The following is a 25730-nucleotide window of genomic DNA, read 5'->3' on the forward strand; positions in this document are numbered from 1 at the left end:
GTCAGAGCGCCTGGGTGAAAGTACGTGAAATAACGTCCTGCTGCTGTTCGCGGGTCAACGCATTGAAGCGCACCGCATAACCAGACACGCGGATCGTCAGGTTCGGATAGTTTTCCGGATGCTCAATGGCATCCATCAACATTTCACGGTTCATAACGTTAACGTTCAGATGCTGCCCACCTTCCACATGCGCTTCATGGTGGAAGTAACCATCCAGCAGCCCGACCAGGTTGGTTTTACGCACGCTATCCTCTTTGCCAAGCGCAGCCGGCACAATGGAGAAGGTGTACGAAATACCGTCTTTGGCATAGGTAAACGGCAGTTTGGCGACCGAGGTTAACGACGCCACCGCACCTTTGCGATCGCGGCCGTGCATCGGGTTCGCCCCTGGCGCAAACGGCGTGCCTGCGCGACGTCCATCCGGCGTGTTACCGGTTTTCTGGCCGTACACCACGTTGGAGGTGATGGTCAGAATGGACTGCGTCGGCACCGCATTACGGTAGGTCGGCAACACCTTAATTTTCTTCATAAAGCGTTCGACCAGGTCGCAGGCAATACTGTCTACGCGCTCGTCGTTGTTGCCGTATTGCGGATAGTCGCCTTCGATTTCAAAATCAACCGCCAGACCGTTTTCATCACGAATCGGTTTCACGCGGGCGTATTTAATAGCCGACAGTGAATCCGCCGCTACGGACAGCCCCGCCATACCACAGGCCATCGTGCGATAAACATCACGATCGTGCAGCGCCATCAGCGAAGCTTCGTAGCTGTACTTGTCGTGCATGTAGTGGATGATGTTCAGCGCGCTGATGTACTGCACGGCCAGCCAGTCCATAAAGTGGTCCAGGCTCTCCATCACCGTGTCGTAATCCAGCACTTCATCCATTAGCGGCGCCGTTTTCGGCCCGACCTGAATTTTCAGCTTCTCATCCACACCGCCGTTGATTGCGTACAGCAACGTTTTGGCGAGGTTGGCGCGCGCGCCAAAGAACTGCATTTGCTTGCCGATAACCATCGGGCTGACACAGCAGGCAATGGCATAGTCATCGCTGTTAAAGTCAGTACGCATCAGATCATCGTTTTCGTACTGTAAAGACGAGGTGATGATGGACACCTGAGCGGCATATTTTTTGAAGGCAATCGGTAGCTGCTCGGACCACAGTACCGTCAGGTTCGGCTCAGGCGCCGGCCCCATGGTGTGCAGCGTATGCAGGTAGCGGAACGAGTTTTTGGTCACCAGCGTACGGCCATCCAGCCCCATACCGCCGATAACTTCGGTTGCCCAGATAGGGTCGCCTGAGAACAGGGTGTCGAATTCCGGCGTACGCAGGAAGCGCACCATACGGATCTTCATAATGAAGTGATCGATCAGCTCCTGCGCCTGCTGCTCGTTTAAAATTCCCGCTTTGAAGTCGCGCTCAATGTAGATGTCGAGGAACGAAGCGGTACGGCCCAGCGACATGGCGCCGCCGTTCTGCGATTTCACCGCAGCCAGGTAAGCAAAGTACACCCACTGTACCGCTTCCTGCGCATTTCGCGCCGGACGGGAGATATCGCAGCCATACTTCGCCGCCATTTCCTGCATTTGCAGCAGAGCGCGACGGTGTTCAGACAGCTCTTCACGCAGACGAATCGTGGCTTCAAGATTCTGCCCCCACTCCAGATTCGACTGAAGATCGGCAAACTGCAGTTCACGCTCACGCACCAGATAGCGGATACCGTACAGCGCGACGCGACGGTAATCACCGATGATACGGCCACGACCATAGCCGTCCGGCAGACCGGTCAGTACGCCGGATTTACGGCAACGCAGCATATCCGGGGAATAAGCATCGAATACCCCCTGGTTGTGGGTCTTACGCAGGTCAGTAAACAGGTATTCAAAATTAGCGTCCATCTCACGACCATAAGCATCAAAAGAGCTTTTTATCATGTTGATGCCGCCGAACGGATGCAGGGCACGCTTGAGCGGCGCATCTGTTTGCAGACCGACGATTTTTTCCAGTTCTTGTTCAATATAACCGGCGTCATGCGCGGTTATCGTAGTGGCAATATTGGTATCGAAATCAACCGGCGCATGGGTCGAGTTTTCAATACGGATGCCCGCCATAACTTTTTCCCACAACGCCGTGGTTGCTGGCGTTGCTTCGGCGAGGAAAGATTCATCCCCTTCATAAGGCGTGTAGTTGTGCTGAATAAAATCACGGACATTAATTTCTTCTTTCCAGTCCGTACCTTTAAAGCCTTTCCAGGCTTCGGCATACAGCATATCGCTGGTATCGATATTTACCTTCATGAAAAATAATCTCTCTGCTGAAAATTAATTATGCAAATGCTACTGGGATATTAATTTTGCCTAACGCAATGGCATCACGAGCAATCATTTTCTCTTCATTTGTCGGAATAACCGCACAAATAACACGAGCATCCTTATTAGAGATAATTCTTTCGCCATGGGAATTTGGCAGACTATTCATCTCGCTATCGATATTTACACCTAAAACGGCCAGATGCTCGATAACCAAACGGCGAATTAATACTGAGTTCTCACCGATTCCACCGGTGAAAATAATGCCATCAAGACGATGCAGCGATGCGGCATGTCCGGCGATATGACGCGCAATACGATGCACAAACGTTTTAATCGCCAGCTGCGCGCGCTCATGCCCTTCGTGCCAGGCTTTTTCTAACGTACGTAAGTCAGAGGACAGACCGGAAATACCCAGCAACCCGGACTCTTTATTCACTACGCGCTCAAGGTCGCTCAGCGTCTGGTTGGTTTCAGCGGCAATCCACGCCATCGCGCCGAAATCTACGTCGCCGCTGCGTGTGCCCATCATCAGCCCTTCCAGCGGCGTCATGCCCATCGAGGTATCAACGCTCTGCCCGTTACGTACCGCACAGATAGAGGCGCCGTTGCCCAGATGCGCCACAACCAGACCAGAATCATCATTCTGCAGATCCAGAAGTTCATGCGCCCGTTGCGAAACATAGCGATGCGACGTGCCGTGGAAACCGTAACGACGAACGCCTAACTCCTCAAAATATTTCCACGGTAAACCGTACAGATAGGCTTCTGGGGCCATCGTCTGGTGGAAGCTGGTATCAAATACCGCGACCTGCTGCACGCCTGGGAAAAGGTGCTGAGCAGATTCAATCCCGCTTAGGTTCGCATAATTATGTAGCGGTGCTAATGGCGATACCCGGCGAATATTGTCGATAACTTCCTCAGTAATAATTGCTGATTCGGTAAAGATATTTCCGCCGTGGGCAATGCGGTGGCCAATTAAGGCCACGCTGTCCATTAAATTACGTTTTTCCAGTTCAACGGCAATCGCTTTTAATGCGTCTTCGTAGCTGTGGTGAGCCAGCTTAGCTGGCTCTCCTCCATTAATTGCTATGAACGCATTTTCAGAGTTAATACCGTCTGCAATTCCCGCCATTAAAACTTCACAGTTTGCTGCATCGAGCACTGAGAATTTAATGGAAGATGAACCACAGTTAATAACCAGTACTACCGGAAACTCATTCATTTCACTACTCCGCTCATCCTGAGCTTAAGGATTAAAACAGTTTGTAGACAATGTTCAGGATGGTCAGCAGACCAATCACGGTAACAAACACGTTATCCAGACGGCCACGGTATTTCGCCAGCGATGGCGCTTTACGGATGGCATACATCGGCAGCAGGCAGAGCAGAGAGGCAATAATCGGCGCGCCCATTGCTTCAATCAGGTCCAGGATGTTCGGGTTGGCGTATGCCACAACCCAGGTGGAACCCATGATGAAGATCATGCTGATGGTGTTGAGCTTGCCCATGGAAACTTTGGTTTTATCGCCTTTGTAACCAAACTTCAGCACCAGACCGTTCAGACCTTCCAGCGTCCCCAGATAGTGGCCGAAGAAAGATTTGAAGATAGCAACCAGGGCGATGATTGAAGCACCGTATTCCAGAATGGTGGCGAAGGTAGACTTCGTACCGGACAGTGAAGCGAAGTGGTTCGCCAGGTAAGACAGCACTGGAATGTTTTGCGCTTTTGCATCCGCCATGTTTGCCGGAGAGAGCGTGAACAGGCAGCTAAAGGCGAAGAACATTACCACCGCAACCATCAGCATACTGGCGCGGGAGATGATTTTAGAACATTTCTGCTCGGTGAATTCGCGACCGTAATCTTTCTCATACTCTTCGCGTTTAGAGACGACGAAGGAAGAAACGATTGGCGAGAAGTTGAAAGAGAACACCATGATGGAAATACCCAGCCATACGGTAACCAGGATGCCGTCATGGCCAGTCAGGGCGATATTGCTGATATCAACCTGATCGATAACCGCAGAGTTCCAGTAAGGAATCAGTGACAGAGAGATAAGCACCAGGCTGGCAATGAACGGCCATACCAGGTAGCTCATCACTTTAACCATCAGATCTTTACCAAACCAGATGACGAATGCCATCAGCAGCAACAGGAACAGCGCCACGAAGCCACGGTTCAGCGCGGGCATTTGCAGCTGGTTTTCCCAGAAGGTCATAAAGGTGTTGGTAATGGTGACGCCATAAATCCACAGCAGCGGACAAATCGCAAAGAAGTAGAGGAACGTGATTACCACGCCGCCCGTTTTACCAAAGTGCTCTTCAACCGTTTCTGTGATGTTACCGGAAGGGTTAGAACCGGAAAGACACAGGCGCGCCAGCGCACGGTGGCAATAGAAAGCGATGGGGTATGCTAACACCAGCATGATCAGAATGGGGATCAGTCCGCCAAAACCTGCGCGGATAGGGAAGAACAGCACCCCTGCGCCGATGGCTGTACCAAATAAACCCAGTGTCCAGGTGGTGTCCGATTTGCGCCAGGACGACTGCTTTGTCTGGCTGGATACAATGCTATCAGTAGTACTCATATCCTATCCTCAACGAAGTATATTAAGCGTCAACTAAACCAGTAATTTGAGATACACGAGAAAGATCGATATTACCGCCAGAAATAATGCTGACTGTTTTTCTGTTCTGGATATAGCTATCTAATTTCCCGCTTAATAATGCTGCGCATGCCAGCGCACCGGCACCTTCAGTCACAACTTTATTTCGCTGAATTAATGCCACCATGCTGTTGCGAATTTCATCTTCGCTGACCAGGACAATGTCATCTACCAACTCACGAACGATTTCAAACGTTAAAGTACCCGGGCGGGAGACGTCACAACCATCCGCCAGGGTGCCGGTCGTTCGGTGCGTGGTTATTTCTCCAGCGCGGAAAGAAGCCGCCATGCCGTGAACGTTTTCAGACTGTACGCCAATAATTTTAATGGTCGGGTTAATAGATTTAATTGCCACTGCAATACCTGCAATCAGTCCGCCGCCGCCAATTGGCACAATCACGTTATCGACATCGTACAGATCTTCGAGAATTTCCAGACCAATAGTGCCCTGACCGGCAATGACTTTCGGGTCATCATATGGCGGAATAAAGATACGGCCTTCCGTTTCCACAATCTCGCTAACCTTCGCGATGGTGTCGTTGAAGTTGTCGCCGTGCAGCACAACTTCTGCGGAATAATCGCAGGTTGCCGCCACTTTAGACTTCGGCGCGCCTTTCGGCATCACCACTTTGCCGTCAATTCCGAGCATGGCGCAGGAGAGAGAAACCCCTTGCGCATGGTTCCCTGCAGAGCAAGCCACCACGCCTTTACATCTTTCAGCTTCGGTTAATGAACTGAGCTTGTTAAAAGCGCCACGGATTTTAAATGAACCGGTACGCTGCATGTTTTCAAACTTGAGGAAAATTTCCCCTTTGCAACGTTCACTAAAATAGTTAGAGCGAGGCATTCCCGTTTTATATATTTTCCCCGCCAGTCTTTTTTTCGCTTCGAGGATATCTTCAATTGCAACTGGGAGATCGTATGTAATGTGCATTAGAACCTCTTACCTGGGTATTAAAGTAAATAGATAGCCGTAACCATTGTCAGATATAGACAGATGGCGTTGAGTCCGTGTTAAAACAAATTCAATCTTTAATCAACTTCAATTAATTGCCTTCGTCTTCGACAATTATATGATGAATATTCCTTGGCTAATTCCACCAAAATAGATGCTGCTTTTTTAATTCGATAATTTTTCGACCACACGGCGGCATAACGCGCGACGGGTAACGTCTCTTGTACCGGGATAGTAATAAACTGGTTTGAGCCAAACGGTGTGGTCATGTCACAGGGAATTACAGTTAAGAAATCAGCATTGAGAACAAGATTATAAATGGTGACGACGGAGTCAGTATTAACGATGTTTTCACTGCTGATGCCATTATTTTGTAACGTAGTTAGAAGTTCGCGGTAGTATCCCATATTCGTTTGTGGCAACACCCACTGTTCGTTTTTCAACGCGCTCAGCGAGGTGATGCCGGTGCATGTTCGGGACTTGCTGGCGACCAGTATAAAGTCTGACTCAAAGAGCGGCTCAACATGGAGATCCTGTAGTTTCATCTCATCACTCAGCGTACCGATAGCGAAGTCGAGGCGCCCGTCACGAAGCGCGGGTAAGAACGAGGAGAGCTGCGCTTCGTACATGGAAACCTGCGCCTTCGGAAACACCTCTTTAAATTTTTTAATCATGCCGGACATGATGGTGAAGGCGATCAGTGAAGGAAAGCCAAACGACACATCAACCACTGCGTTACTCGTCATGCTGTTCATCTCATCAACCATGTTTTTCATTTCACGAGTAATGGATTCAGACCATGAGAGCATCACCTGACCTGCCTGAGTCAAGGTAACGCCGGTATTTTTACGCACCACTAACTCAATACCAAAATAAGCCTCAACATCATTAATGATTTTGCTGACCGCCGGTTGAGTTAAACCTAATTCTTTTGCAGCAGAACCGATAGAACCACTTCTAATGACTTCCTGAAAGACCACTAAGTGCTGTGTTTTAGGGAGAGAAATAGTATTCATATCGTCCTGCTCTAATAACTTTGTTGACGGCAGGAAGTTTACCAAATTAAGCAAACGAGGATATGTGCGACCACTCACAAATCCCCTTCCCTTACATTTTGTAAGATTATTATTAAATTGATAATTACTTATTAATCATATAGATAGAAAATATCGATCTCACTTAACCCTGACTTTAATCAAAAAAAGATGGGGGGATAACGATTTTTTATGGCTATAACGACATCATTTTTGTTGTTATTTCTTCGAACCACGAAAGGCTATATTTCAATCAATTACAGAGTAATTATCGGTAAAAATGGCGCTTAAATTTAATAAGTAATTTATCAAATATAATTATATTTTATCGTTTATGGTGTTTAAATAACGCCATGCATCACATTTTTTTGCCTTGTTTGTTTGTAAAGAAACATTGCATTTATCAATATTTAAACCAATTAAAACAAATGATCACCATTAGCAACATTACATTAACACTGATTTTGCGCATTTTGTCAGCAACTAATTTTGTGATGGCGATCGATTGCGCGTGATTATTCTCGGTAAAAACGTATCGCGTAGCGTTTTGTGTTGTAAGTCACAAAATCAGAAATCTCTTTTAGAGGCCTATATACCATTTGTATCCAAATCGTCTCGATTATCATCTTCCGGCAGTAGTTACCGCATAAAAGAACGCTACCACGAAAAGAGTGCGGAATAGAGTCCCGAGAAAATTTCCATATCAGTTAACATGCGCACCTGACCACACTAACGGTGATGGAGGGGTATGGCTAATTGGCGAGTGTTTCTTTACGGGCAATAGAGGGTTCTCCCCATCGGACAATCGTTAGCTCCCCCTTTGTTGATACTCGCAAGAAGACAAACTTTGCTCAAGCCAATGCTTTTTAAAGTCATTTTCTTTACATAGATAAAATACCCCTATAGGGGGATATACATTCTAATCATTAAGCATTCTAAAAATTTATTTCATACATTTCCTTTTTAGCTAAGTTTTTGAAATTCGCATCTGCTATTATTTATTTAGGGAGACAACTGAATAATAAAAAATTGAATACGATTTGATTTATTCAGAAAATGATTCTTCCCTATCAGTTGCTATGCCGATTTTAGCGGTTATCCGCATTTATATTATATAAGGATAAAGATTAATGAAACTTGTCAAATCAATTAATAATATTCGCTTAGGAAAGGATTTCAAATTAAAGTTCGGTGAGAACGATCTGACGCTGGATCAAGGTTTCATGTCCGTAGGCGGTAAACTGCCAGCAGCACACGATCTGGTGACTCCAGAACTGGATGTTTTTAAATTACCGAAAGGTGTCAGGAAGATTATTTACACCGTACCATCACTGGATACACCAGTTTGTGAATCCCAAATAAAACAGCTCAGTGAGTCGCTAACTCATGAGGATGTTAGTACTACAAAATATTATGTCATTAGCATCGATACACCATTTGCTCAAAGTCGATTTATCAAAGAGAACAATATCAGTCCGAAAATCCAATTTGTCTCGGATTATGCAAACCATCGCTTTATGATTGAAACAGGATTGCGGATTATTGAATTAAATCTTTTCGCCCGCTCAGTGATTGAGTGTGATGAAACTGATACAGTTCTGAACGTCACAATCCCTGTCGACATCACCCAAATTCCTTAAGTTATTTGCGTACTCCTGGTTGTACAACGCCCGACGACGCATCATAAGACGGTTGAATTCATTTTGAATTTCAGGTTCAACAATATTACCGGGCCTGATCGGGTGTTTTTTTAATCGCATGTATCTTTTTTACTCTGTATGTATAGTTTCCATCACTCATAAAATCCCCTCACACCATTCAGAAGATATCTTTCGTTGATCGTGCTTTTATGACACCTGAGATGGCCATAACTCAAATATTGAGGTTTTAGTTGATGCAATACTACAGCACCAACTCTGCATATAAATATTAGCTGTAATTTTTTCACTATCAGACCAACCCTCTCAAATAAGCATAGAAAAAATCATTACTTGATAATATGTATATTAACCACATAAAAACAAAGGTGCTGCAATGCAAAATTCGATGAACCAAAGAAAATGTTCAGACATGGTAAATTGTAAACAACAAAGTGTGAGTAATAGTAACTATTATCAATCAACCGAAGGCGTAGTTTTAAATCATATCTACGTTGCCAATACAACACTCATCAAATTAAGCAAGGGAGAACTCATCATTAACTCCAGCAATAATGATATGCTGAAATGCACTGGAGAAAGCCTTATTCTTATCGAGAAAAACCAAACACTTAACATAAAATGCAGTGATATCGATAATCATTTAGAATTCAAACTAATCGATATTTCATATGAGTTAATGAGTAAAATGTACTCATTGCTGATCACTGGGAACAAACTGGAATATATGTCAGGCGCGCACAAAAGCATAAGCTCGCGCATGCTTTGTTCACCGTTGCGTCCAGGGATGAATGAAGCCTTTGACAATGTTTTTGGCTGCCTGCAAAAATCAGAGCGCAGTGAGTGTGGGGATTGCACACGCTGTGAAACCGGAACTGAAGGTTCACCGCTGGATTTTACGTTAATGTTTCTGCTTTCGGCCTTTACCGCTCACGAGGATGGTATTGGCATACTAACTCGTACGGTTAAATCAAGCCTAAGAGAAAAAGTATATAATATGGTGAAAAATGATCCATCCAAAGTATGGAGCCTGGACGATGTTGCAGCCAGGTTGTATATGAGCCGCTCCACCCTAAAACGTAAACTTGCGATAGAACAAACATCCTTCAGCGAGATCTATCTCGATGCCAGGATGTGTATGGCGGCAAGGCTACTACGTACAGGCGATTATAATATTACTCAGGTTTCAGTGATGTGTGGGTACAACCATACGTCTTATTTTATCACCACATTCAAGAAATACTTCCAGATAACCCCTTATACTTTTATGAGTCTGGTAAACCACTGAAAGTACGCTTTACTATCAATACAATGGCAAACGTTAATCTGGTTGAATTGTCTTCATCAAGCCCCCTTGACCTTTCCATTCTTACAGTAACTAAGCGCCCTCATCATAGCTAAAACCGCATTAATAATTATACTTTAGCGGGACGAGGGCATTCGCCACCGTCTCCTTCATTATTGACTCCGGCCCAACTAAACAGGCAACAGATTAATCGACACATTTTCGTATCGATGCTCATTAATCTATCAACTACGGATCCCCCCATTTTCTATTGGTTAATCTGGTAAGCTTTATAAGCTAAGGAGGTTAGTATCTTCAGCGCTCATGCTATTAAAAATAAAACATACCAGAATGAAACGCAAAATATTACACATTTAGCTCAACCCTCTATTGAGCCATTGTCTTTCACCGTTCAAAAGATAACATGACCACATCCCTTAAGTGCGCTGATTAGCACTTACAGGTAATCACAAAAAGTTAATCCCTGGAGTTAAAATGAAAAAACTATTTATTCTTGGAGCACTGGCTTCGGCGGTAGCATTCTCTTCTGTCGCATCAGCAAACAGCGGTACCATTAATTTTACCGGTACGATTACTTCTGCAACCTGTACAGTAAGTCCGGTTGTGGGAGGTGGTGTAGCAAGCTCAATCGATTTGGGTACGCCGGGCACGGATTTAACCACAGCCAAAACCGTCCAATTTTCACTGACGCCAGCTGGCCCTTCTGCCGCCGACTGTCTGGCTAAAACCGCTGCTGACGTGAGCTGGAGCGCACCAAACATGGATGCAGCAGGACTGGGTAACAGCGGCGGTTCGGCAACCGGCGTATCCCTGCAGCTAAAAGCCAAGAATGCCACGAAAGCTGACGAACTGGTGACCGACACCAACCGTACTATTGCATATGCAGGTACTGGCACCCCAGCCACACCTTTGACAACGTTTGATTACGAAGCTCAGCTGGTTAAAACGGTTAAAAGCGGTACGGTCAGCGCCGGTAGTTTTGCCACTTCAGCATCCTATACCGTAGCCTATAAATAATCGTATTACCCTCATGCGCCTTTGGGCTGCATAAAATATGCAGCCCGTTTATTTTACAGTTGAAATAATATATAACATGCTTAAAAATAAAATATTATTGCTACTGATTTGCTCTGCATTACAGCCTGTATTTACAGTAATGGCAGATGACGAATTTAACATGAGTTTTATTCGTGGTGGTGCACAGGATAAATTACCAGAAGTCTTTGATAAAAACGTTAACTTTGTTCCTGGTGAATATCTGGTTGATGTTGAGGTTAATGGCGAAAAGGTCGGTAGCGGTTTTATTACCGTTACCGACAGCGAAAAGCAAGCTCTTTGCCTGGCAAACAAATGGTTAAGCGAACAAGGCGTTTTTATCAAGGAGGACTTTTATGCACAGGAATTCGACGCAACCCGAAAGTGTTATGTATTAAGCAATAATAAAACAACAAAAGTTGAGCTGGATAATGGTACACAAACGCTGAAATTACGTATTCCTCAGGCAGCCTTATTGTCTGGGGAACGCAGCCAACGCCCCTGGGATTATGGCGTTCCCGGATTTCAATTAGCATATAACGCGAACACCAGTAAAAGCTCAGGGCAACAGCGTACTAACTATCTGGGTGTGAATGGTAATGCGAACATTGGCAAATGGGTGCTTTCATTTACCACAAATGCCACCGATGAAAGTGGTTTTAACACCAGCGATCTACGTTTAACCCGTGCGCTGGAATCCATTAAGGCCGATCTAAGCATTGGGCAGGCGCAGAGTACCTATAGCCCGTTAATGAATGGGTTTGGTTTTCGCGGGATTCAGTTGACCTCGAATGCGAACATGTCGTCATGGTTAAGCAGAACCTATGCACCTAAATTGCAGGGAATTGCAACCAGTAATGCCAGGGTGACCGTAGAGCAGAATGGGCGCGTATTAGAATCTATTGTTGTCCCCCCGGGACCGTTTGAAATTAACAATCTGGGCGCAATCAGTAGCGGGGATCTGATTATGACCATTACGGAGGAAAATGGCAGTAAAAGAACAGAACATTTTCCTGTAACCATAATGGGTAACCTCCTGCGCCCCGGTGCCATGGACTATGGTTTGGCCGTGGGTAAAAAAATGGCGGGCAATAATAAAAGTTCTGCCGACGGTACCTTCGGACTGGGCAGCCTGGATTACGGTTTTAACTATGCAACGTTTAACTCAGCATTGTTATTGAGTCAGAACTATCAAAACATGGGTATTGGTAGTACCCATTCGCTCGGATGGTTTGGCGCATTATCGACCAGTTTGAACCTGTCAAAAGCCCGGTTTAAACAGAAAGATGAGCAGAAAGGGTATAGTGCTTCCGTTAAGTATGCTCGCTCACTAACCGATACGACGGATTTACAGTTAATCGGCTACCGGTTTACGGACCGCGGATATGTCGAGTATGCCAATTATGATTACCTGAGCTACAGCACGGATGAGTTTAAGTCGAAAAATCGCTATGAGGCGATCCTGGCCCACCGTATACCGGAACAAAATATTTATCTCAGTATGAGCGGATGGATGCAGCAATATTGGGATAAGCCACAGGAGAGTGGAGTGAATTTTATGCTCAGCAAATCATTTAGCCGCTTTTCGGCCTCGCTGAGTGGAAGTTACAGTAAGAAGGGGGAGAATGGCGGAGAATATATGACCAGCCTCTCCTTTAACATCCCGTTCAGTGCATTCGATGTGATGCATTATAGTAATACCTCGATGACCTATACTCGTGAAGGCGGAATGAGTTATATGGCGGGTAGCTCTGCAAATCTTAACGATCGACTGAGTTACAACGTTAGTATGAATCGAGATAATAGCGGGAATAATATTTCGTTATCCACTGGCTATGCTTCGGATTATGCCCAATTAAACAGTATGTATTCGAAAGGTTCTACCAGCCAAAACCTGAGTTTGCAGATGAGCGGATCAGTGCTGGGGGTTTATGGTGGTGGGCTGATGTTGTCACAGAATAGTAATGGTACGCTGGCAGTGATCGATATGGATGGAATTAGCGGTGCGGTAATTAATGGCGGCCTTCCGACAGACAGCAACGGGAGAGCGGTGATCTCTCTGGCGAGTTATTCACCGAACTCTATTAATATCGATGTCGATAAGTTACCAACAGATATTGAAATACAGGGCAATGTGATTAATGTTGTACCAACCGAGAAGGCTATTATCTACAGGAAGATAAAGTATCGTCGTGTTCATCACTATATTTTACGCGTTTTTAGTAAAAATAAGTACGTCATTCCTATGGGAACTATTGCAAAGGATGATGCAGGCAAGGAAGTGGGTTTTGTCAGTAATGGTGGCGTATTGTTGCTTAACGTTGATAGTAACGTAAAAAATATCACACTTGATCAGTGTGTCATTAATTTAGAAAAATTAAGTCCAACCAAGAGAACAATTCAAGATGTTTACTGTAAATAACAAAATCAAAGCTTTTATTGCTGTTGCCATGCTATCTGTAAGCCTAAGCAGTAATGCCGCGTTTAGCCTTAATGGTACTCGCTATGTTTATGAAGGTGGGAAAAAAAGCCTGTCCGTAATGGTCTCTAATGAAAGCGAGCAAAAATATGCCGGGCAGGTATGGATTGATAATGACAATGAAAAAGATAAAGACGTTTACTTCACAACCAGTCCAACATTTTTTAAAGTAGACCCGAAAAGCAGACAGACGATCAGGATTCTGGATATCAACCCTAATCTGCCGCAAGATCGTGAGACGTTAACCTGGCTTAATGTACAAGAGATCCCACCGGCCCCTAAATCAGGTGGAAATGTTCTGGCTATTGCGTTGAACACTCGCGTTAAGTTGATTTATCGCCCACAAACGCTGGTCGATGGGCGAAAAGAAGCAGAAAAGCAGATCAGGCTGTTAAGGACTGATGGGAAATATTTTCTTGAAAACCCCACTCCCTACTATTTTGCTATTACCGGGATAAAAGTGAATGGTCATGAGGTAAAGCTCACTACAAATGAAGGGGCACAGCTAGCCAAATTTGCGCCGTTTAGCAAAGTACAGATCAGCAACTCTTTAACAGGGAATGTATCGGTGAACGCGATTGATGATTATGGCGCAAATAATCAATACCAGGTTAAGTAAATGAGAAAAATATATTCTTGGATTTTCTTGCTATCAATACTAGCAGTGCCCTCAGCATATGCAGGATGTTTTGCGGCGGGCAATGCAGCTTACTATTGGGGATCGCCTTCCAGCAAAATAGAGGTATCTTATTCGCAAAGCACACTCACAACAGAGACTGCTGCTGGTACAAGGATAGGAACAATGAAGGTAACCTTTAGCTGCCCATATTATGTCGGACCAAATTCCTGGCAAACTGATAATTACTTAGGAGGTTCCGCAGGATATATATATGTACCACTTCCGGAATTTAACTTTATCAATAGCAATAGATTGGAACATAACAGTGGGTGGATTTACTTAGCGCCAGAAGGAATAGCGTCTTCTCAGGCTAAATTTCAAGATAGAAATGGTAATTCTTGGAATTTCCCAAATATTTTTCTGGGGTTTTCAGATGCTCTGGGTAGAAACCCAAGAAACAATACCGGCCCGACATTTACTTATGGCATATATACCAACAGAAATATTGGCGGTAATGTTGCGTCCAATAGTAAAGTTATCTCAATGATGACTTCAGCTACTGGAAACCAAATAACCTACAGATCAGGCGGACTTATTCCAGGGAATAAATCCGTAACGCCTACCGTAACAAATAATAGTGTTACCCTGAATTATACAAATACAGTAACATGCTCTGTAACAAGTAATGCAAATAATATTGACCTTGGTGTTGTAAACATAAATGGAGATATGACCAAACCACTGGCGACTATAGTTCTGACTATGAGATGCGGTTTGGGACTTAGTGGTGGGAATATGACATCAAACTATCCATCATTTATAATACCCAGCTCTACATATATCACTATTAATTCACCGGATGCACAAAACCTTTATAATGGTGATTTTAAGCTTCATGTTGGAAATGGATGGGGGGTGAGGTTTGATACAAATCAAAGCCAGGTCTTAAACATCAATAAGCTCAATAATATCACTATACCTGTTTATCCCTACAAGTATTGGGCCGATCCAGGACGTAGCGCTGACTGGAAGGGGGCTGTAAATTTCATTATTAACTATAACTAGTTGGGCGAGATATAATGCGGATAACATATACCTTCATGGCCTTACTATTATTTATACCCGTAGATGTACTGTCTAAAAGTACAACCGCCACGGTAAATTTATCGGTTAAATTCCGAGAATTTACATGCAATATCGCCTCCAGCAGAGGGAATAATTTAAGCTTTGGTGATGTTAATATCACGACCTTAACACTTACTGAAGGACCGGAAATCGAAGCCGATTTGATATTAACGTGTCGTCTTGATAGTGCTACGCCAGAGTTAACCGGGAATAACGCAATCACAGCTTTGCAATCGGCGAATTTGCGTTTCACCTCCCCCGTAAGTACCGGGGGGACAGGAGGCGCTTTTTTAGATGCCGGGCATAATGTTGCGATCCTTCCCTTTTTCAATAATGCCCGGATGCAGTTTAACTCCGATTATAATTTAAAAACATTGAGTGGTTCGGGATACAAATTAAAATTTAAACTTGTTAAAAAAAGTAGCAGCGGAACGATATCCTCAGGTTCGGTATCCGTCGTACTTAACGCTGAGCTGACTTATACGTAGAGTGCAAAGATGACAAGAGTATTCCTGTTTACACTGCTGCTATGCAGTCATAGCGCCTCGGCCAAGACCAGCACATTAAGCATAACCGTAGGGGCAAACCTAATCATTCCGACCTGTACATTAGCTGCCCCTGCGGTGATTAATTTTGGGGATATTAACAGAAATGATTTTTTAAACGGTAACCCAGATTTACGAATCAGGGATTTTGATATTACCGCATCTTGCCACAATGCTTCACGGGTCGAGTTAATGTTTATTCCACGCAATGGCATAGTAAGCGGTAGAAATGATGCGGCATTAACCAGTAACACTAGTGTAATGTATACAGTTTCATTGACAGGTCTGGGGGTTAACAATGTTAATTTTAACAGTAATATAGTTTGGCCGTCACCAGGGACGACATCTGTCAGGATGCTCCTGGGTGCAAATGGTGCGATAACCAAAGGGGTTTTTAATACCTCAATGACAATTCAGTTAACTTATATTTGATATAAGGATAAAATATGAAAAAAGTAATTCCGGTCGTTTTTCTGCTGGGTATAGCTCCTCATTCTTATGCCAAAACGGCGGATACGACTGTCGCAATTAAAGCCAGCGTAACAGGCGCTACCTGTAATATTGTACCAACGCCGACTGAAATTAACTTTAATACTCTGACCGCAGGAGATATCGGCAATAACAGAATCGCCGCCAAAGAGGTAAGTCTTGCCCTGAACTGTGACTGGATTGCTAAAAATGTAAAAGTGACATTTACCCCTACGGAAGGTACCGTTACTGGCAACACCAGCGTAATGCGCTCGGGTAAAACGGGTTTAGGATTCAAGCTCCAATTTGCTAACACTGCGGGAGGTACATTAACTGATACCCCCTTTGGCGTAGAGCAAACCTGGGCAAGTACGACGACTACAGCATCACCTTACAATTTAGGTGGTAAAATTGCGCTTAAACCATTCTATATCAGCGGCGAGGATATCGCAGCCGGTAATGTTGATACCAGCCTGGCCATTAGTGTTCAGTATGATTAAGGAAAAATATGAAAAAAATAGCAATGCTAATTTCCCTTTTTTCATCCTCTGTATTTGCATCTACGGCAACAGTAAATGTCCCAGTGAAAGGTACCATAACGTCTGCCACCTGTACCTTCACTGCAGACTCAGAGGTTAATTTTGGATCTATTACCGCATTAAATATTAATAACAATACCGTTCCGGAAAAAGATATTAACATGACGGTGAACTGTGACTGGACCGCAACGAATATTAAACTTACTTTTATTCCAGGTGCAATCGTGACGGGTGATCCGAAAATAATGCAATCAGGACTAGCGGGTGTTGGTTTTAAATTGCCTACAATGGGTAGCATTAGCAATTTATCATTTAATACTGAACATATCTGGTCTTCCGTGGGGATCCCAAACGGCGGTTCACGCACGATGCCGGTCAAAATTAAGCCGGTAAAAATACCTTCAGAGGATATTGCTGCTGGTAATATTGATACGACGCTGACCATACGCCTGTCTTACGATTAGTGATAACCCTGGCAAGGAATTTAAGCAATGCCATTCAGAGTATATTTCTTTGTTGCGTTTTTTTTTGCTTGTCTCGCTAACGCACAGCAAACGGATACAGTTGTTAATATAAATGGCGCAATTACCGAAGCTACCTGTTCCATTAGTATCTCTTCAGAGGTTAACTTTGGTTCTGTTTCCGCACATGACCTAATTGCTGGAAAGGTAGAAAAGTCAATTAACTTCACACGTAACTGTAATTTGGCCGAGGCAAATACTAAGATGAGGTTTGTTCCCGCACAAGGGATCGTATCAGGTCAAACAAACTTTGGGAAATCAATAATGAAATCAGGACTGAATGGTATTGGTATTGGTGTAATGAAAATGGGGTTGTATGGTGCCCTGAATTTTAATGAGGATTATCCTTATCATGAAAAAACTATTGACCTTAAATTCAAGTTATTACCGATAACGGCTGAACAGATGGCAGCTGGAAATATTGATACATCTGTTATTTTAAGGCTAAGTTATGATTAAACAGCTGCTGCTACCATGCTCGATAATTGTATTGTCATCACTATGCTCATCAACTGCGATCGCTGGTAACAGCACATCCAGTATCGGGGTAAAAATGAAGATCACCCATGCTAATTGTACTGTTAATGGCGGAAAAGGTATTTCTGGAGCATATAACCTGCCGCTAATGAACGAAAGCGGTAACGTCATTGATCGCGTTAGCGCTACTGATGTACCGCTCATTATCGACTGCAGCAAAGGCGTTAAGCCAAGCGCACTCACGATTTCTTTTACTGCCGCGACCCCTGGTTTTCAGAATGCAGCGAATGGTTTGGTGAATACCACAATGGCAAACATTGCTCTCCTTACCCGTTGGAAACGTAATGGCGCAAGCGTGATTGATTTGTCCACTGCTACAGATATATTGTCTGTTAAAGATGCTGAGATTCAGCCAAGCATATATGATAGCTCGTTTAAAGTATATCCAACCATTATCAATACTGCTTCTGCATCATTAATCCCGGGCCGCTACCAGGCTGATTTAACAATTAACATCACCTATTACTAATAGTTTGTTCTGTTTATGGGGAACTAAATTCAAATGTCATTTCATAGCAATGATTCGATTGACAGTTATATCCATAAAATGGACAAACTATTAAATAGAGAAATCAAGAAGGAATGGCGAGTCATTGAATCAGTGTGTGTTGATGAGGGAGAGTATCTTCTTATCCTTGAAAGTAACATGCAAAAGATCATGGCACGGGTATTATCAACTCACGCACCTAATCCCATGGATATTTTATCGCCAACATCGAGGAAGCTATATACTATTAACAACATTAGCAAGCAGATGCTCAGATTTATTAGCGCAATAGAGTTAAATTATAATGAATGGTGCACATTAAAGCGATGACCAATTATATATTCTTAGGCTATGAATTTTAACGCAATCTTAAAACCGTTCGACTTGAGATAATATGAACAGACCACGTTTTATGTGCCCTATTCTGTTTGGCACAATGATACTGCTTTCCGGATGTACGGTATTGCCAGGACAAGGGCTCCCTGTTCAGGGGAAAAAGAGCACTGGTTTGCCACACAATCGTGATGCACTGAATGACAGGCTCAATATTATTATGCTGACTCCCGGACTTGTCGACGCACTGCGTCCGGCTAATATCGTTTCTCGTCCAAACCCTCAATTAGAAAAACAGTTGCTTTCTTATAACTATCGTATTGGTGTGGGTGATGTCTTAATGGTTACCGTCTGGGATCATCCGGAGCTGACTACGCCAGCGGGCCAATATCGCAGTGCCAGTGATACTGGCAACTGGGTCAGTGCTGACGGCACTATTTTTTATCCTTACGTCGGGCGCCTGCATGTGGCAGGTAAAACCTTAAATGAAGTTCGCGACGCTATATCTACCCGCCTGAATGCATTTATAGAAAATCCACAGGTAGATGTCAGTATTGCCGCCTTCCGCTCACAGAAAATATACGTTACAGGCGAAGTGATGCGTTCAGGTGTACTACCTGTTACCAATATTCCACTTACGGTAATGGATGCAGTCAACGCTGCAGGTGGTCTGACTGCGGACGCCGACTGGCGCAATGTCACTCTCACCCATAATGGACAGAAATCTCACCTCTCTTTATATGCACTATTACAGCGCGGTGATCTGACGCAAAACCGTCTGCTTCATCCTGGTGACATTTTATTTATACCCCGTAATGATGATTTGAAAGTTTTTGTCATGGGTGAGGTCGGCAGACAAGCCACCCTCAAAATGGACAGAAGTGGAATGACGCTGGCAGAAGCGCTGGGAAATGCCGAAGGCATGAAGCAAGAGAGTTCAGATGCAACCGGTATTTTCGTGATTCGGGCGCTGAAAGGTAAGCCCGATGGCAAAATTGCCAACATTTATCAACTGGATGCTCAGGATGCTTCCGCAATGGTACTCAGTACCGAATTCCAGTTGGAACCATACGATATCGTCTACGTAACGACAGCGCCTCTGGCACGCTGGAATCGGGTTATATCACAGCTACTACCCACCATTGTTGGTGTGCGCGATTTGACTGAAACCACGCGGTATATCAGAACATGGGCCCGATAAATTTCACCTCGATATTGGTGCTGTGTACTGGGAACATTTGCCGTTCGGTCATTGCAGAACGTTTATTATGTCAATTTTTGCCACCAACTATTTCTGTCACCTCTGCCGGGATCAATGCCCATTATGGGCATCCGGCGGAAAACATGAGCGCGGCAGTGGCGTTCGAGCATGGTGTGTCACTGAGCGGACACATCGCGCGAAATGTCACCCTGGAAATGCTACGTGACTCCGGACTTATCCTGGCGATGGAACCAAAACATATTGCGTTTGTTACATCAATGGCGCCTGAAGCCAGAGGCAAAACATTATTATTCAGCTATTGGTCCAGTAAACAAGCAATCCCCGACCCTTATCGCAAAAGTCGTGATGTTTATGATTATGTGTTTCACCAACTGGAACTGGATGCACAAAGATGGGCCCAGCATCTGGTGTAAAAAAGGACCGTTTAATCTTGAATGAGAATTCGAAATATCCGCGTACTTCCTCGGCGGAAAAAGAACTGGATCTTATCCAGCTACTGCATACATTATTTTTGCAATGGAAAATAATCCTCTGCATAACCATCGCCTTTACCCTGGCTGCATCACTATACGCATTTTTATCTCCCACTGTGTATCAAGCAGATGCCCTAATTCAGGTTGAGCAAAAGCAAAATCAGGCATTTTTGAACCGCTTGAAGAATGTTTTACCAACCGACACATCTACTGTATCAGCTGAAATTGAGTTGCTTAAGTCACGAATGATTCTGGGAAAAACAGTTGATGATCTCAATCTAAGAATACAATCGGAGCAAATTTATTTTCCTGTCACAGGATACCTCTGGGCGAAGCTGAAGGGAGAATCATCAGCAAAAATTACAATACAAGATCTCAGTTTGCCGCAGACTAACGATCAAAACTCGGAGGTTATTCTTACAGTGCAAGAGAAGGGATTGTTTCATCTACAAGGAACAAACTTTTCTTTAGAGGGTAAGGTTGGAGAGCGACTGAAGAAAGAGAATATCATCATCGAAGTTAGCAACATACATGCTGTCCCTGGCTCTCGATTCAAGCTCCGTGAAATAAGTAAACTGGAAGCTATCAGCAATTTGCAACAGCAAATTGACGTGTCCCAACAGGGTAAAGAGAGCGGAATGATCGCACTTCGTATCACGGGACATAACCCAAATGAAATCGCACGCATTCTCGATACGGTAATGAACAACTACGTTCAGCAGAATATCAATCGTCAGGCAGCCCGCGACGCCAACAGTCTGGCTTTTTTACAACACCAGTTGCCGAAAGTGCAGTCTGAACTGGATGATGCTGAAAGCAAACTTAACGTTTACCGACAGCAACAGGATTCTGTTGATCTCAATTTGGAAGCAAAAACGGTACTTGAACAGATGGTGAACGTAGATAACCAACTCAACGCGTTAACTTTCCGGGAAGCAGAGATCTCGCAACTTTATAAGAAAAGTCACCCAGCCTATCGCGCATTACTCGATAAACGCCAAACGTTGGTGCAGGAAAAGAACAAACTTAACAAGCGTATATCTGCAATGCCATCCACTCAGCAAGAAGTTCTGAAGTTGAGCCGTGATGTTGAAACAGGGAGAGAGATCTATTTACAGCTTCTAAGCCGTCAGCAGGAACTCAACATCTCCCGCTCCAGCAACGTGGGGAATGTGCGCATTATCGATCCCGCAGTGACCTGGCCTTCACCGGTTAAACCTAAAAAAGCATTGATTATCATGCTTGGGATGATGCTTGGTCTGATCACTTCATCAGGTCTGACTATTGCTCGCGTAGCCCTGCGTCGTGGGATCGAATCATCAGAAACATTAGAAAATGCGGGAGTTCATGTGCTGGCAACCGTGCCGGTGTCTAAATCGCTGGAAAAAAAATATCGGCATCAGCAAAGGTCTTCAATCGTGAACTTCTTCCGACGAGATACGTCGCCAGGATTTTGTCTGGCATTTGAAGAGCCAGCTGATATTTCCATAGAAGCTGTTCGCGGATTGCGTACCACGCTACATTTTATCATGAAGGAGACACCGAACAGAGTGCTGATGATTTCTGGCGCAACAATGGGATGCGGTAAAACATTTATCAGCAGCAGCCTTGCGGCTGTTATTGCTCAGTCCGGCCAGCGCGTACTTTTTATTGATGCCGATATGCGGCGTGGATACACCCATATTTTATTCAACGTTGACAACAAAAATGGCCTCTCTGATTTTCTAAGTGGAAACGCAACGTTAACGGAAAGTATCCAACATTGTCTGAAAGGCCAATTCGATATACTTACCCGTGGAACATTACTTTCCAGTCCTGTGGATCTTCTGGCCAACGAGCGATTTAAGCAGCTATTGAAATGGGCAAACAATGAATATGACATGGTGATCGTCGACAGCCCTCCGGTTCTTGCGGTTGCGGATGCAATCATCGCCGGGTACGAGGCAGGAACTTGTCTGGTGGTTACGCGCGCAAATCAGGATAGCTTGCAACAGGTGAACCGATGCCTGCGAAAATTTGAGCAAAATGGAATAAACGTGAAAGGCGTTATTCTTAATGGTATCACAAGGGAAGATGCAAATTACTACGCATATGAATACACCACACCTTAGCGCCGTCTCAATAGAAATATGCTGTTCGTTCTAATGCAAACACCTATTATTTTTTACATATTTATACTAACGATATGAGAGCAAGCATGATACAAAAAATATTTTCCTTTGTTGTTCTGACATTTTGTACCTTTAGCGTTAGCGCTTTTCCTATTGCGGAAGGTCAACAATATTCACGAATGGAAAGACCAGTTAAAGAAGCACCTATGGTAGTCGAGTTTTTTTCGTTCTATTGTCCACCCTGCATGGCATTTTCTCGTGAATATAAAGTGAGTGAGGCCATAAACCAGGTACTACCTGAAGGGACAAAAGTTGAAAAGTACCATGTTGGCGCGATGGGTAGTCTGGGACAAAATCTGACAACAGCGTGGTCGGTTGCAATGGCATTAGGAGTAACAGACAAGGTTGAGCATCCTCTATTTATTGCCGTACAGGATAAAAAATCTTTGCGCAATGAGGAAGATATTCGCCAGGTATTTATTGACGCAGGAATTTCAGCCACAGAATACGATGCAGCAAAAGACAGTTTTGCGGTTAAAGCGCTAACGCAAAAACAGATACACGCAGCCCAAAGTTTTGAGGTTCAAGGCACACCATCATTCTATGTTAATGGTAAATACATTTTAAATAACAACGGGACAGGAGAAACATCTCCAGATAAGTATGGCGCTACCGTTGCTCAAATCGTGAAGGCTTTGCTTCTGGGTAAAACATAGTGATAACAAAAGATACGACAGATTCGCAATTCAATGTCGTATCTTTTTGCTAACCCTGATCAATCTGCAACAAAACTGTATCAGTCGAAAGAGAAAAAATTCATGTCCACACCGAAGCTATAATATTATAGCTCTTATAACTAATTCTATAGCTCAAACTTAAATCATCTTACTTTCCTATGCGCTATAATAATCAGCAAATCTCGAATTTATATTAACAAATCACCGATTAACAATGAATAAGTTAGCAGAGGGGTTCTTAGCCGTATTATTTATATCACGCTTTACATTGCGTAAACCAACACGGACAAACTCGTACTGGACGAAACAGCGTTAATAATTGCATCTAATACTGTGAGCATCAACAATTGGCAAGATCTAATCAATACTCACACCCGTCATTTATTACTGAATAAATTTCAAGCAAATAATTTATTTTGGGTATTATTTAAATTAAGATTTGTTTAGCCAAGAGCCTATGAAAAAGAAATTTCTTGCTGATATCATCCATTGGATCGAGGATAACATCGACGAAAAGATCTGCAGTTCAACACTTGAAAATATTAGTGGCTATACTATTAAACACTTATCAAACATATTTATGCAGTATACAAACCTAACCCCGGCAAAATATATTAGAGAAAGAAAGCTTTGTCGCGCTGCTTTTCTACTACGATTAACAAACCTCAAGATAATGGATATCGCATATCAATTGAAATTCGATTCCCAGCAATCCTTTAGCAGAGAATTCAGTAAATCATTCGGATATTCCCCTCGCCAGTATCGAAAATCCAGAGAGTGGGATTTTAAAGCTTTACAGCTTCCGATTCAGCCAGAAAACATACCTGAAATAAAATTCGAGTATTGCATTTTAGAATCAAAAAAATACTATGGATACCGCTTTAGTTTTGAGCAGCAAATGTATTTCATTAGAGAACATGAAACCATCATCAGATATCAAAAGATCATTGATATAATGAGGAAACATCAGTCTGATTTATTTATAAGCAGCACTTTTTCTCCTCACCCTCAGAAAGATCACCAACTGAGCGTTAACTCATTCTTAGGTTTTCACGCTAAAAATGATCGGTTGATATCAACCGATGAGGTATTCACATCTGAAAATGGTAAGTATATAAAATTTTCATTTAATGGCAGCCTCAATGAATATATATACTTCCCAAGGAGCGTCTATTATTATGTACTTCCTAAACTTGGATTAAAAAGACGAGAGGAATCAGACATTGAGATTTTAAAATATATAGATGATGCAAGTCCAGGCACAATATCTTGTGATTATTTTATCCCTGTAGTATAGCTAAAAATAGAAGAGGTTATTTAATGCATAAACAATATATTATGGATATTGTCAGGAACTATGGTTTTATAGAATGTGCTGATATATTATTTTTTTTGAAATATCTGAACAATGAAAAAATTGAGCACACATCTTTATCATGGATTTCAGCGAAACTCAATGAATGTCTGGTTAATCATGATGATGGTAAAGATTATTTTATAGCATTACGGAAGCTAAGAAACGATATAATTAATTTAACAGCCAACACTTGATTATGTGTAAAAAATAAAGTTAGAAAAGAGAAATTATCTATTGTCGTACCAATTTTTTATTATACAAAATAAAGAGCCACCGAAGCGGGGTTTTTATAAAGAGTGAGGCTGACCGATAAGCCGCGTTCTTTTGAGCATAGCGTCGTGGACAGTCATTCATTTAGCCTGCTCATACAGCAAAAACCCCGCCGAAGCGGAGTTTTATAAAGAGTGAAGCTGAACGATAAGCCGCGTTCTTTTGAGCATAGCGTCGTGGACAGTCATTCATTTAGCCTGCTCATACAGCAAAAACCCCGCCGAAGCGGGGGTTTTATAAAGAGTGAAGCTGACCGATAAGCCGCGTTCTTTTGAGCATAGCGTCGTGGACAGTCATTCATTTAGCCTGCCCATACAGCAAAAACCCCGCCGAAGCGGGGTTTTATAAAGAGTGAAGCTGACCGATAAGCCGCGTTCTTTTGAGCATAGCGTCGTGGACAGTCATTCATTTAGCCTGCCCATACAGCAAAAACCCCGCCGAAGCGGGGTTTTATAAAGAGTGAAGCTGACCGATAAGCCGCGTTCTTTTGAGCATAGCGTCGTGGACAGTCATTCATTTAGCCTGCCCATACAGCAAAAACCCCGCCGAAGCGGGGTTTTATAAAGAGTGAAGCTGACCGATAAGCCGGGTTCTGTCGTGGACAGTCATTCATCTAGGCCAGCAATCGCTCACTGGCTCAAGCAGCCTACCCGGGTTCAGTACGGGCCGTACCTTGTGAACCCCTATTTGGCCTTGCTCCGGGTGGAGTTTACCGTGCCACGGACTGTTACCAGCCGCGCGGTGCGCTCTTACCGCACCCTTTCACCCTTACCTGATCCCACTTACGTGGGCCATCGGCGGTTTGCTCTCTGTTGCACTGGTCGTGGGTTTCCCCCCCAGGCGTTACCTGGCACCCTGCCCTATGGAGCCCGGACTTTCCTCCCCTCCGCCCGTCTCCCCCGAAGAGGACGACGACGAAGCGGCGACTGTCTGGTCAGCTTCGGC

23 protein-coding genes and 1 other RNA gene are annotated in these 25730 nt (G+C 43.9%); 18 read left to right on the top strand and 6 right to left on the bottom strand.

What is annotated here, in order from left to right; all coding sequences use genetic code 11:
- Position 1: 1 nt before the first annotated feature.
- From tdcE to tdcA, 5 genes are all read right to left on the bottom strand, one after another.
- A complete protein-coding gene (tdcE, locus tag FOB24_RS21890; RefSeq protein WP_085048674.1) occupies positions 2–2296 on the bottom strand; it encodes a 2-ketobutyrate formate-lyase/pyruvate formate-lyase in 2295 nt (764 codons plus the stop codon).
- Between the two features lie 28 nt (positions 2297–2324).
- Positions 2325–3533 carry a propionate kinase gene (tdcD, locus tag FOB24_RS21895; RefSeq protein ID WP_079225955.1) on the bottom strand — a complete coding sequence of 403 codons (1209 nt, stop codon included), beginning with the start codon at positions 3531–3533 and terminating at the stop codon, positions 2325–2327.
- 31 nt (positions 3534–3564) lie between these two features.
- On the bottom strand, positions 3565–4896 hold the full coding sequence (gene tdcC, locus FOB24_RS21900) for a threonine/serine transporter TdcC (RefSeq protein ID WP_006687934.1): 1332 nt from the start codon (positions 4894–4896) through the stop codon (positions 3565–3567).
- A 22-nt stretch (positions 4897–4918) separates the two neighbouring features.
- Positions 4919–5908 carry a bifunctional threonine ammonia-lyase/L-serine ammonia-lyase TdcB gene (gene tdcB, locus FOB24_RS21905; protein ID WP_150345452.1) on the bottom strand — a complete coding sequence of 330 codons (990 nt, stop codon included), beginning with the start codon at positions 5906–5908 and terminating at the stop codon, positions 4919–4921.
- A gap of 98 nt (positions 5909–6006) precedes the next feature.
- A complete protein-coding gene (tdcA, locus tag FOB24_RS21910) occupies positions 6007–6945 on the bottom strand; it encodes a transcriptional regulator TdcA (protein WP_042311194.1) in 939 nt (312 codons plus the stop codon).
- Between the two features lie 1148 nt (positions 6946–8093).
- Here tdcA and FOB24_RS21915 point away from each other — a divergent pair.
- The 18 genes from FOB24_RS21915 to FOB24_RS22000 all read left to right on the top strand — a co-directional run bounded on the left by FOB24_RS21915 (position 8094) and on the right by FOB24_RS22000 (position 24455).
- Positions 8094–8603 (top strand): redoxin family protein, encoded by a 510-nt coding sequence (locus FOB24_RS21915; protein WP_150345453.1) that lies wholly within the window; start codon positions 8094–8096, stop codon positions 8601–8603.
- Between the two features lie 394 nt (positions 8604–8997).
- Positions 8998–9909 (top strand): helix-turn-helix domain-containing protein, encoded by a 912-nt coding sequence (locus FOB24_RS21920; protein WP_150345454.1) that lies wholly within the window; start codon positions 8998–9000, stop codon positions 9907–9909.
- Positions 9910–10401: 492 nt separating this feature from the next.
- Positions 10402–10944: a fimbrial protein gene (locus FOB24_RS21925; protein WP_150345455.1), complete on the top strand. Its 543-nt coding sequence runs from the start codon at positions 10402–10404 to the stop codon at positions 10942–10944.
- A gap of 76 nt (positions 10945–11020) precedes the next feature.
- The gene (gene pefC / locus FOB24_RS21930) at positions 11021–13384 is read left to right on the top strand and encodes a PefC/AfrB family outer membrane usher protein (protein ID WP_150345456.1); all 2364 of its coding nucleotides are present in this window, start codon (positions 11021–11023) and stop codon (positions 13382–13384) included.
- Entirely contained in the window at positions 13368–14060 is a 693-nt protein-coding gene (locus tag FOB24_RS21935) for a fimbrial chaperone (RefSeq protein ID WP_150345457.1), read from the top strand. Before pefC ends, FOB24_RS21935 begins: the two co-directional genes overlap by 17 nt.
- Positions 14061–15125: a hypothetical protein gene (locus tag FOB24_RS21940; RefSeq protein ID WP_150345458.1), complete on the top strand. Its 1065-nt coding sequence runs from the start codon at positions 14061–14063 to the stop codon at positions 15123–15125. It abuts the gene before it with no gap.
- A 35-nt stretch (positions 15126–15160) separates the two neighbouring features.
- Positions 15161–15673, top strand: a complete 513-nt coding sequence (locus FOB24_RS21945; protein ID WP_223851222.1) for a fimbrial protein — start codon at positions 15161–15163, stop codon at positions 15671–15673.
- A gap of 9 nt (positions 15674–15682) precedes the next feature.
- Positions 15683–16162 carry a fimbrial protein gene (locus tag FOB24_RS21950; protein WP_150345460.1) on the top strand — a complete coding sequence of 160 codons (480 nt, stop codon included), beginning with the start codon at positions 15683–15685 and terminating at the stop codon, positions 16160–16162.
- A 14-nt stretch (positions 16163–16176) separates the two neighbouring features.
- Complete coding sequence (locus FOB24_RS21955; RefSeq protein ID WP_121529579.1) at positions 16177–16698, top strand: fimbrial protein; 522 nt, start codon at positions 16177–16179, stop codon at positions 16696–16698.
- 8 nt (positions 16699–16706) lie between these two features.
- The gene (locus tag FOB24_RS21960; RefSeq protein WP_150345461.1) at positions 16707–17201 is read left to right on the top strand and encodes a fimbrial protein; all 495 of its coding nucleotides are present in this window, start codon (positions 16707–16709) and stop codon (positions 17199–17201) included.
- A 27-nt stretch (positions 17202–17228) separates the two neighbouring features.
- On the top strand, positions 17229–17717 hold the full coding sequence (locus FOB24_RS21965; protein ID WP_150345462.1) for a fimbrial protein: 489 nt from the start codon (positions 17229–17231) through the stop codon (positions 17715–17717).
- Complete coding sequence (locus tag FOB24_RS21970; RefSeq protein WP_223851223.1) at positions 17710–18264, top strand: type 1 fimbrial protein; 555 nt, start codon at positions 17710–17712, stop codon at positions 18262–18264. The genes FOB24_RS21965 and FOB24_RS21970 overlap by 8 nt, the downstream gene beginning before the upstream one ends.
- A gap of 78 nt (positions 18265–18342) precedes the next feature.
- On the top strand, positions 18343–18612 hold the full coding sequence (locus FOB24_RS21975; protein ID WP_223851249.1) for a hypothetical protein: 270 nt from the start codon (positions 18343–18345) through the stop codon (positions 18610–18612).
- 64 nt (positions 18613–18676) lie between these two features.
- Entirely contained in the window at positions 18677–19816 is a 1140-nt protein-coding gene (locus FOB24_RS21980; protein ID WP_150345463.1) for a polysaccharide export protein, read from the top strand.
- On the top strand, positions 19804–20250 hold the full coding sequence (locus tag FOB24_RS21985) for an arsenate reductase/protein-tyrosine-phosphatase family protein (protein WP_150345464.1): 447 nt from the start codon (positions 19804–19806) through the stop codon (positions 20248–20250). The genes FOB24_RS21980 and FOB24_RS21985 overlap by 13 nt, the downstream gene beginning before the upstream one ends.
- A 14-nt stretch (positions 20251–20264) precedes the next feature.
- Positions 20265–22421: a polysaccharide biosynthesis tyrosine autokinase gene (locus FOB24_RS21990; RefSeq protein ID WP_396027586.1), complete on the top strand. Its 2157-nt coding sequence runs from the start codon at positions 20265–20267 to the stop codon at positions 22419–22421.
- An 86-nt stretch (positions 22422–22507) separates the two neighbouring features.
- Positions 22508–23137, top strand: a complete 630-nt coding sequence (locus tag FOB24_RS21995; RefSeq protein WP_190971849.1) for a DsbA family protein — start codon at positions 22508–22510, stop codon at positions 23135–23137.
- A gap of 478 nt (positions 23138–23615) precedes the next feature.
- The gene (locus FOB24_RS22000) at positions 23616–24455 is read left to right on the top strand and encodes a helix-turn-helix domain-containing protein (protein WP_150345466.1); all 840 of its coding nucleotides are present in this window, start codon (positions 23616–23618) and stop codon (positions 24453–24455) included.
- 895 nt (positions 24456–25350) lie between these two features.
- Here FOB24_RS22000 and rnpB read toward each other — a convergent pair.
- Positions 25351–25727, bottom strand: an RNA gene (gene rnpB, locus FOB24_RS22010) — RNase P RNA component class A.
- Between the last annotated feature and the right edge of the window lie 3 nt (positions 25728–25730).

The sequence above is a fragment of the Citrobacter werkmanii genome (assembly GCF_008693645.1).
Taxonomy (GTDB): domain Bacteria; phylum Pseudomonadota; class Gammaproteobacteria; order Enterobacterales; family Enterobacteriaceae; genus Citrobacter; species Citrobacter werkmanii.

What these genes read in the sequence shown, in the direction of transcription:
- tdcE (WP_085048674.1), bottom strand. Translation starts at nt 2,296, where the DNA reads ATGAAGGTAAATATCGATACCAGCGATATGCTGTATGCCGAAGCCTGG.
- tdcD (WP_079225955.1), bottom strand. Translation starts at nt 3,533, where the DNA reads ATGAATGAGTTTCCGGTAGTACTGGTTATTAACTGTGGTTCATCTTCC.
- tdcC (WP_006687934.1), bottom strand. Translation starts at nt 4,896, where the DNA reads ATGAGTACTACTGATAGCATTGTATCCAGCCAGACAAAGCAGTCGTCC.
- tdcB (WP_150345452.1), bottom strand. Translation starts at nt 5,908, where the DNA reads ATGCACATTACATACGATCTCCCAGTTGCAATTGAAGATATCCTCGAA.
- tdcA (WP_042311194.1), bottom strand. Translation starts at nt 6,945, where the DNA reads ATGAATACTATTTCTCTCCCTAAAACACAGCACTTAGTGGTCTTTCAG.
- FOB24_RS21915 (WP_150345453.1), top strand. Translation starts at nt 8,094, where the DNA reads ATGAAACTTGTCAAATCAATTAATAATATTCGCTTAGGAAAGGATTTC.
- FOB24_RS21920 (WP_150345454.1), top strand. Translation starts at nt 8,998, where the DNA reads ATGCAAAATTCGATGAACCAAAGAAAATGTTCAGACATGGTAAATTGT.
- FOB24_RS21925 (WP_150345455.1), top strand. Translation starts at nt 10,402, where the DNA reads ATGAAAAAACTATTTATTCTTGGAGCACTGGCTTCGGCGGTAGCATTC.
- pefC (WP_150345456.1), top strand. Translation starts at nt 11,021, where the DNA reads ATGCTTAAAAATAAAATATTATTGCTACTGATTTGCTCTGCATTACAG.
- FOB24_RS21935 (WP_150345457.1), top strand. Translation starts at nt 13,368, where the DNA reads ATGTTTACTGTAAATAACAAAATCAAAGCTTTTATTGCTGTTGCCATG.
- FOB24_RS21940 (WP_150345458.1), top strand. Translation starts at nt 14,061, where the DNA reads ATGAGAAAAATATATTCTTGGATTTTCTTGCTATCAATACTAGCAGTG.
- FOB24_RS21945 (WP_223851222.1), top strand. Translation starts at nt 15,161, where the DNA reads ATGGCCTTACTATTATTTATACCCGTAGATGTACTGTCTAAAAGTACA.
- FOB24_RS21950 (WP_150345460.1), top strand. Translation starts at nt 15,683, where the DNA reads ATGACAAGAGTATTCCTGTTTACACTGCTGCTATGCAGTCATAGCGCC.
- FOB24_RS21955 (WP_121529579.1), top strand. Translation starts at nt 16,177, where the DNA reads ATGAAAAAAGTAATTCCGGTCGTTTTTCTGCTGGGTATAGCTCCTCAT.
- FOB24_RS21960 (WP_150345461.1), top strand. Translation starts at nt 16,707, where the DNA reads ATGAAAAAAATAGCAATGCTAATTTCCCTTTTTTCATCCTCTGTATTT.
- FOB24_RS21965 (WP_150345462.1), top strand. Translation starts at nt 17,229, where the DNA reads ATGCCATTCAGAGTATATTTCTTTGTTGCGTTTTTTTTTGCTTGTCTC.
- FOB24_RS21970 (WP_223851223.1), top strand. Translation starts at nt 17,710, where the DNA reads ATGATTAAACAGCTGCTGCTACCATGCTCGATAATTGTATTGTCATCA.
- FOB24_RS21975 (WP_223851249.1), top strand. Translation starts at nt 18,343, where the DNA reads ATGGACAAACTATTAAATAGAGAAATCAAGAAGGAATGGCGAGTCATT.
- FOB24_RS21980 (WP_150345463.1), top strand. Translation starts at nt 18,677, where the DNA reads ATGAACAGACCACGTTTTATGTGCCCTATTCTGTTTGGCACAATGATA.
- FOB24_RS21985 (WP_150345464.1), top strand. Translation starts at nt 19,804, where the DNA reads ATGGGCCCGATAAATTTCACCTCGATATTGGTGCTGTGTACTGGGAAC.
- FOB24_RS21995 (WP_190971849.1), top strand. Translation starts at nt 22,508, where the DNA reads ATGATACAAAAAATATTTTCCTTTGTTGTTCTGACATTTTGTACCTTT.
- FOB24_RS22000 (WP_150345466.1), top strand. Translation starts at nt 23,616, where the DNA reads ATGAAAAAGAAATTTCTTGCTGATATCATCCATTGGATCGAGGATAAC.